Annotated in this window: 6 protein-coding genes and 1 pseudogene; 6 read left to right on the top strand and 1 reads right to left on the bottom strand. The window is 62.6% G+C overall.

Annotated features, from left to right (window positions below; all coding sequences use genetic code 11):
• The first annotated feature begins 77 nt into the window (after positions 1-77).
• The 3 genes from GZ093_RS18925 (at position 78) to GZ093_RS18935 (ending at position 3,250) form a co-directional block, all read left to right on the top strand.
• A complete protein-coding gene (locus GZ093_RS18925) occupies positions 78-371 on the top strand; it encodes a TerB family tellurite resistance protein (RefSeq protein WP_296489089.1) in 294 nt (97 codons plus the stop codon).
• Between the two features lie 105 nt (positions 372-476).
• Positions 477-1,907 carry a TldD/PmbA family protein gene (locus GZ093_RS18930; protein ID WP_296489091.1) on the top strand — a complete coding sequence of 477 codons (1,431 nt, stop codon included), beginning with the start codon at positions 477-479 and terminating at the stop codon, positions 1,905-1,907.
• Positions 1,904-3,250 (top strand): metallopeptidase TldD-related protein, encoded by a 1,347-nt coding sequence (locus tag GZ093_RS18935; RefSeq protein ID WP_296489093.1) that lies wholly within the window; start codon positions 1,904-1,906, stop codon positions 3,248-3,250. Before GZ093_RS18930 ends, GZ093_RS18935 begins: the two co-directional genes overlap by 4 nt.
• A gap of 187 nt (positions 3,251-3,437) precedes the next feature.
• Here the strand turns inward: GZ093_RS18935 and GZ093_RS18940 are convergent, their stop codons facing one another.
• Positions 3,438-3,968, bottom strand: a complete 531-nt coding sequence (locus tag GZ093_RS18940) for a PadR family transcriptional regulator (protein ID WP_296489095.1) — start codon at positions 3,966-3,968, stop codon at positions 3,438-3,440.
• A 196-nt stretch (positions 3,969-4,164) separates the two neighbouring features.
• Here GZ093_RS18940 and GZ093_RS18945 point away from each other — a divergent pair.
• From GZ093_RS18945 to GZ093_RS18955, 3 genes and pseudogenes are all read left to right on the top strand, one after another.
• Positions 4,165-6,183: pseudogene (locus GZ093_RS18945) on the top strand (NADPH-dependent 2,4-dienoyl-CoA reductase); the annotation flags it as partial.
• A 506-nt stretch (positions 6,184-6,689) separates the two neighbouring features.
• The gene (locus GZ093_RS18950; RefSeq protein WP_296489097.1) at positions 6,690-7,502 is read left to right on the top strand and encodes a crotonase/enoyl-CoA hydratase family protein; all 813 of its coding nucleotides are present in this window, start codon (positions 6,690-6,692) and stop codon (positions 7,500-7,502) included.
• 130 nt (positions 7,503-7,632) lie between these two features.
• Positions 7,633-7,763, top strand: a 131-nt coding sequence (locus tag GZ093_RS18955) for a DUF2249 domain-containing protein (protein WP_296489099.1), incomplete at its 3' end; no start/stop codon positions are given.

The raw sequence follows: 7,763 nt of genomic DNA on the forward strand, positions 1-7,763 counted from the left end.
GACGCACTTGCCCTTTGGCTAACCTTCGGCTCTGCGAATACCTGGTGTCAGGACTTTCACCCGACTGGACTCGTGCCATGCACGGCACACACGTAGAAGTGACCGGCCTGCGCGGCATTTCCCGCAGGTCCGAGAATGATGACTTCGACCCTATTCTCACGCACTGCGCGGGTGACGTGCCACGCATTGGCGAAGAGCACCATCGATTTCAGGTCATTGAATACCTGTGGCAGGTGGCGTACGCGAACGGCCAACTCGGCGCCCATGAAAATCACCTGATCAGCAAGATTGCCGGTCTGCTGCACGTCACCCACGGTCACTGCATCGCCGCCAAGCTGCACGCCAAGCAAGCAGCACAACAACGGGAGTAGCTTGGCGGATCGGTCGGCGCAGCGGGTGCAAGACGCAGCGGTTTGAAACGTGGTTCAATCGGCCGTTTCAATCATTGCCTGCCATTGACGCGCCGAAATCCACCTATGCCCAACACCCTGATTCCTCATGAAGCGGCCCTGCAACACGCGCTGAAATCCGCGCCGTGGGCGGGCCTGCGCTATTCGCGCGAAACCACGACCCAGCGCAGTGTTCGCAACGACCGCCCCGAGACCAACCAGAGCGGCCTGGAAGAAGGCGCCATGTGCGAGGTGCTGGTGAACGGGCATTTTGGCTATGCGGCCACCGCCGATCTCAGCAGCGCGGGCCTGATGCGCGCCTTCGATCGCGCCCTCGCCACCACCGGCGCCACCAGCGACCATAAGGCGCATACGTTTTCGACCGCGCAACGGCCCAAGGCGACGGGCAGCTACCGCAGCCCGCGCGCGCGCGACCTGGACGCCACCAGCCTGGCCGAGATCACCGACTGCTTGTTGGCGGCCTCAAATGCCATGAAGCTATCGGATTTGCTGGTCAATCGCAGCGCCAGCGCGATGCTGGTCCAGACCCAGATCAACTACTTTTCATCCAACGGCTCCGACACCCGTCAGAGCTTTGACATGGTCGATGTCACGCTGTCGGCCACGGCGGCCGAAGGTCTGCAATCCCAGACCCGGACCTGGTCGCGCACCGGTCAATTCGGCGGCGAAATTTTTGACCGCGCCGCGCTGGTGCAGCAAGCGCAAAGCACCGCACAACAGGCACTGGTACTGCTGCATGCGGACAACTGCCCCTGCGGGCGCATGGACCTGGTCTTGCTGCCCGACCAGATGATGCTGCAAATTCACGAGTCGATTGGCCATCCGCTCGAACTCGACCGCATCCTGGGCGACGAGCGCAACTACGCCGGCTGGAGCTTTGTCAAGCCGCAGGACTTTGGTCAGCTTCAATACGGCTCCGCCTTCATGAATGTGTCGTTTGATCCGACGTTGGCGCACGAACTTGCCAGCTACGCCTATGACGACGGCGGCCACAGCGCCACCAAAGAACTGCTGATCGAGAATGGCATTCTCAAACGCGGATTGGGCGCGCTGGAGTCGCAGAGTCGCTCGGGGCTGCCCGGCGTGGCCAACTTTCGGTCGTCTTCCTGGAACCGAGCGCCGATTGACCGCATGGCCAACCTCAACCTGGAGCCCGGCAGCGCCACGCTCGAGGAACTGATTGGCCAGGTCGAGCATGGTGTGCTCATGAGCACCAACCGATCCTGGTCAATTGACGACTATCGCAACAAGTTCCAGTTTGGCTGTGAATTCGGGCAGTTGATCGAAAACGGCAAACTGGGCGCCGTCGTGCGCAACCCCAACTACCGGGGCACCACAGTGGACTTCTGGCGCCGGCTGGCAGGCGTCGGCCGCCACAGCGCCGCCTTTGGGACCGCCTTTTGTGGCAAGGGCGAGCCCAGCCAGGTGATTCGGGTCGGCCATGCCTCGCCGCCGTGCCTGTTCCGCGATGTCGAAGTGTTCGGAGGTCAAGCATGAAAAACTCCGACTTCATTGCCCGGGTGCATCAGCATTTTGACCAGCTCTGCGCCGACCTGCTGCCCGAATTGAGCCCTGGCGAAGAGGCCACCATCAACCTCAGCGCCGAAGAATCCCTATTCACCCGCTTCAACGGCAACCGCGTTCGTCAGAACACCGACGTTGAGCAAATCAGCCTGACGCTGCGCCTGCAAAGCCTGGGCCGCACAGTCGAAAAAAGCCGCACACTCGGCGGCCATTGGGAGACCGATCGGGCGGCGTTGACACGCCTGCTGGCAAGTTGCCGCACCGAGCTGGCCGTGTTGCCAGTGGACCCCAACCAGGTGCCTGTTGAGGACCATGGCTCAAGCAGCGAAGAGTTCCGGGGCGCGCTGCTGTCGCCCGCCGAGGTGGTGCGCGCGGTGCTCGGGCCGGCCGAAGGCTGTGACTTGGCCGGGTTCTACGGCGGCGGCGCCGTGATTCGGGCAAACAGAAACTCCAAAGGCCAGAGCCACTGGTTTGCCTCTGAGACTTTTTTTCTGGATTATTCGCTCTACAACGGACCGCAAGCGGCCAAGGGCGTTTACGCCGCGTCGCACTGGAACGCCGCCGACTGGGCGGCCAATCTGCAACGCACCCGGGCGCTGCTGCAACTGCTAAGCCAATCGCAACAAGAGGTGAAACCCGGCGCCTACCGCACCTACCTGGCACCCAAGGCATTTTCTGACTTGGTGGGTCTGCTGGGCTGGAACGCCCTGTCCGCCGCCGCCTGGAAGCAGGGTCGCAGTCCGTTCAAGAAGCTGGCAGAAAAAGAGGCATGCTTGTCCCCGCTGTTGCAGATCAAGGAGAACTTTGGGCTGGGCCTGGCACCACGCTTCAACAGCCTGGGCGAGGTGTCTGCGACGAGCTTGCCGCTGATCGAAAATGGCGACCTGAAGAACCTGCTGGTCAGTTCACGCACGGCCAAAGAGTATGGCCTGCTGGCCAACGGCGCCGCTGACGGTGAGGCCCCGCGCGCCATGGATGTGGGAACCGGTACCTTGGCCGAAAAGGACGTCTTGCAAGCGCTGGGCACTGGACTCTACCTGTCCAATCTGCATTACCTGAACTGGAGCGACCCGGTGTCCGCCCGGGTCACCGGCATGACACGCTATGCCTGCTTCTGGGTCGATGGCGGCGAGATCGTCGGCCCGATCAAGGACATGCGCTGGGACGAGAGTTTGTACAGCGCCCTGGGCAGCAAACTGATGGCGCTGACCTCGCAGGCCGAGATTGACCCGTCGGTCGACACCTATTTTCAGCGTGCGCTGGGCGGCTCACGCACGCCCGGTGCGTTGATCGATCGGTTCACGTTTACGCTGTAGGGGCGGGGCGGGTTGCCGGGTGTGGTGCAGGCAGCCTGAGCGACGGATGTCTTCAAGCCTTTTAGGGCTATAGCCCTCGTCGCACCTGCATGAGCAGCTATCAATTTCTTAGGCTTTCAGCATCTGCTGGAACCATTCGGACGAGCCCGGCCTGTAAAAAATCTTCTTGTGCAGAGTGCGTCGTTGCTTAATCCAGCACCGCCAGCATGTCCGCACCCCAGGCAATCGACCCCTCCTCAAACAAAATCCCCTTTTTCAGGATCATGTGGTGGATGCGGGCCTCGCGTGACAAAGGCTTGCCGTGCAGAAAGTCGCGCTGCTCGATGGCGCGGTAGTGCGCCAGTTTTTCCTGGTGCAGGGCGGTGCGCCGGCGCAGTTCGTCGCGTAAATCGATCTCACCCAAGGCCGCGTCAGCGCGCAACTTGACCATGAACTCGTCGCGCAAATCCAGGGGCACCGAGGGCTCGCAGGCCCAGCGTGCCAGCTCGGCGCGGCCCGCGCCGAGCACCCGGTACTCGCGTTTGCGGGTCTTGCCGGCGTCGGGGGCGCTGCTGGACTCGATCCAACCCGCCGCCTCCATGCGGGCCAGTTCGCGGTAAATCTGCTGGTGCGTGGCGTGCCAGAAATAACCAATGGACTTGTCAAAGCGATGCGCCAAGTCGTAGCCGGAGGACGACTTTTCAATCAACGAGGTCAAGACGGCGTGGGCTAGGGACATGGCGAGTTGGGAATGTGGGCTCGGGTCGGCGGGGCAGCTTTCTCGCTGGCGAGTCTAAGCGCATGTCTCCAACTATGCAACTGGTTGCATAAATTTCTGAGTTGCCATAAACTGCGCAACCGGTTGCAGCGTCACGCTAAATTCGCGCGCGTTGCAGCCTCCCGCCCACCCTGATCTTTTGAACGAGGACGACCCCATGACCCCTTACCCGCACCTGCTCCAGCCCCTCGACCTGGGCTTTACCACCCTGCCCAACCGGGTGCTGATGGGCTCGATGCACGTCGGGCTGGAAGAAGCCAAAGACGGCTTTGCCCGCATGGCCGCCTTTTACGCCGAGCGCGCGGCCGGTGGTGTCGGCCTGATCGTGACCGGTGGCATTGCCCCGAACGACCGCGCCCGCCCCATGCCCGGTGGCGCACGCCTGACCACGGAGGACGAAGCCGATAAACATAAAGTGGTGACGCAGGCCGTGCACGACGCCGGCGGCAAGATCGCCATGCAGATCCTGCACTTCGGCCGTTACGCCTACCACCCCGACCTGGTCGCGCCCAGCGCCTTGCAGGCCCCGATCAACCCGTTTCGCCCGAATCCGCTCTCCACCGAAGAAGTGGCGCAGACCATCGACGACTTTGTGCGCTGCGCGGCGCTGGCTCAGTCGGCCGGTTACGACGGCGTCGAAATCATGGGCTCCGAAGGCTACCTGCTCAACGAGTTCATCGCCGCGCGCACCAACCAGCGCGATGACGAATGGGGCGGGTCCTACGAGAACCGCATTCGTTTTCCGGTCGAGATCGTGCGCCGCACACGCGAGCGCGTCGGCAAGAACTTCATCATCATCTACCGCCTGTCGATGCTGGACCTGGTCGAAGGCGGCTCCACGCTGGACGAAGTGATTCAACTGGCGCAGGCGATCGAGGCGGCCGGCGCCACCATCATCAACACCGGCGTGGGATGGCACGAGGCGCGCATCCCCACCATCGCCACCAAGGTGCCGCGCGCCGCCTGGGCCTGGGTGACCCAGCGGCTCATGGGCAAGGTGGGCATTCCATTGGTCGCCACGAACCGCATCAACACGCCCGAGGTGGCCGAACAGTTGCTGGCCGATGGTTTTTGCGACATGGTCTCGATGGCGCGCCCGTTCCTGGCCGACCCGCTGTTTGTGCGCAAAGCCGAACAGGGCAAGGCCGACGAGATCAACACCTGCATCGGCTGCAACCAGGCCTGCCTGGACCACACCTTTGGCGGCAAGATCACCTCCTGCCTGGTGAACCCGCGCGCTTGCCACGAAACCCTGCTCAACATTGTGCCCGCCAAGACGCGCGGCCGCATCGCGGTCGTGGGCGCTGGCCCGGCCGGTCTGGCCTTTGCCACCACCGCCGCAGAGCGCGGCTTTGAGGTCACGCTGTTTGATGCAGCCAGCGAGATTGGTGGCCAGTTCAACATCGCCAAGCAGGTGCCGGGCAAGGAAGAGTTTGTTGAAACGCTGCGCTTCTTTGGCCGCCAGATTGAGCTCACCGGCGTCAAGCTGAAACTCAATACCCGCGTCAACGCGCAAACGCTGGCCACTGGTGGCTACACCCACATCGTGCTGGCCACCGGCGTCACGCCGCGTTTGCCCGCCATTGAAGGCATCGATCACCCCAAGGTGGTGGGCTACCTGGACGTGCTGCGTGACAAGTGCGCGGTGGGCAAGACCGTGGCGCTGATTGGCGCGGGCGGCATCGGCTTTGACGTGGCGGAATACCTGCTGCACAGCGGCACCAGCCCGAGTCTGGACGCCGCCAAGTTCTTTGCCGAATGGGGCGTGGACACCAGTTACAGCACGCGCGGCGGCTTGACAGAAGCAGTCATTGAAAAAAGCCCGCGCAAGGTCTACCTGCTGCAGCGCAAGACCAGCAAGGTCGGCGACGGCCTGGGCAAGACCACCGGCTGGATTCACCGCACGTCGCTGAAGAATCGCCACGTCGAGATGCTCGCGGGCGTGAGCTACCGCAGAATCGACGACGCCGGCCTGCACATCACAGTGGGCGAGCGTGAAATGATCATTCCCGCCGACACCGTCGTCGTCTGCGCCGGCCAGGACCCGCAGCGCGAATTGCAGGCCGAATTGGTCGCCACGGGCTGCAGCGTGCACCTGATCGGCGGCGCCGACAAGGCCGCCGAGCTGGACGCCAAACGCGCCATTAAACAGGGCACCGAACTGGCGGTGGCCCTCGAAGGCGCCAGCGCCGGGGCGGACAAAGCGTCCACCGAAAAACAACAGGCCGGCATGCCGCCTGCGGTAGCCGCTTCACTGCAAAAATGGCACCGCATGGTGACGCAGGGCGACCTGAGTGAATTAGGAGCCATCCTGCATCCCAAGGCGGTATTTCGCTCGCCCATGGCGTACACACCGTACGCCAGAGCGCAGGCGGTGCAGCTCATTTTGGGCACCGTGGTCAAGGTTTTTGAGGACTTCAGCTACAACCGTGAGCTGGCCAGCTCAGACGGCCTGAGCGTGGTGCTGGAATTCAGCGCCCGCGTGGGCGACAAGGGGCTCAAAGGCATCGACATGATCCAGTTCGATCTGGAGGGGAAAATTGTGGACTTTGAAGTCATGGTGCGACCCATGAGCGGCCTGCAAGCGCTGGGCGACGAAATGGGCAAGCGCCTGGCACCCTACCTGGCGGCCTACAAGGCGGCTAAACCCCAATAATCAGCAGTCACTGCCAAGAAAAAATCATGAACTACGAAACCCTTTCAGTCACCCTGGAAAACCACATCGCCACCGTGCGCCTGAACCGGCCCGACAAGGCCAACGCCATGAACGCCACCATGTGGCAGGAAATCCGCAAAGCGTTCCAGTGGGTCGATGAAACGCCTGAAGCGCGCGTGGCGATTCTGGAAGGTGAAGGCAAGCTCTTCACTGCGGGCATTGACCTGCAGATGATGATGGGCCTGGGGCCGCAGATCCAGAACGACTGCGACGGACGCACGCGCGAGGCACTGCGCCGCGTGATCCTGGATTTGCAGGACACACTCACCAGCCTGGAGCGCTGCCGCAAGCCGGTGCTCGCCGCCATTCACGGCGCCTGCGTCGGCGGTGGCATTGACCTGATCACCTGCGCCGACATGCGCTACTGCTCGGCAGATGCCTATTTCACGATCAAGGAAATCGACATCGGCATGACGGCCGACGTCGGCACCCTGCAGCGCCTGCCGCGCTTGATTGGTGAAGGCATGGCGCGCGAACTGGCCTATACGGCGCGCAAGCTGGGTGCGGAGGAAGCGCGTGAGATTCACCTGGTCAACCGCGTGTTCGAGTCGCGTGAAGCGCTGCGCGCCGGTGTGCTAGAGATCGCCACCAGCATCGCCGCCAAGTCGCCACTGTCGATTCGCGGCAGCAAAGAGATGATCACCTACGCGCGTGACCACTCTGTGGCCGACGGCCTGAACTACATCGCCACCTGGAACGCGGCCATGCTGATGAGCAAAGACCTGCAGGAAGCGATGATGGCCAACATGGGTAAACGCGCGGCCACCTTCAAGGACTGACACCGCGTCTCGTGACAGAGCGCCCACGAGCTGGCATTTCATGCCTGCGCGCGCCGGTGGCAGCCGGAAAAACCTTGGCATGTTTTAAGATTCATTTATAATGCATCTTTTAACTTCCTGAGGATTCCCCATGAGTTCCTGCGCCACCGGCCACGTCACCCCTGAAGCCATTTACCCCTTTGACGCCCGCGGCGTTGCCAAGCGTTTTCGCCATGCCGCCGTTTTTGGTGCGCTCGATTCACTGCAACCCCGTGCCATCGT

Source organism: Rhodoferax sp. (genome assembly GCF_010365055.1).
Taxonomy (GTDB): domain Bacteria; phylum Pseudomonadota; class Gammaproteobacteria; order Burkholderiales; family Burkholderiaceae_C; genus Rhodoferax.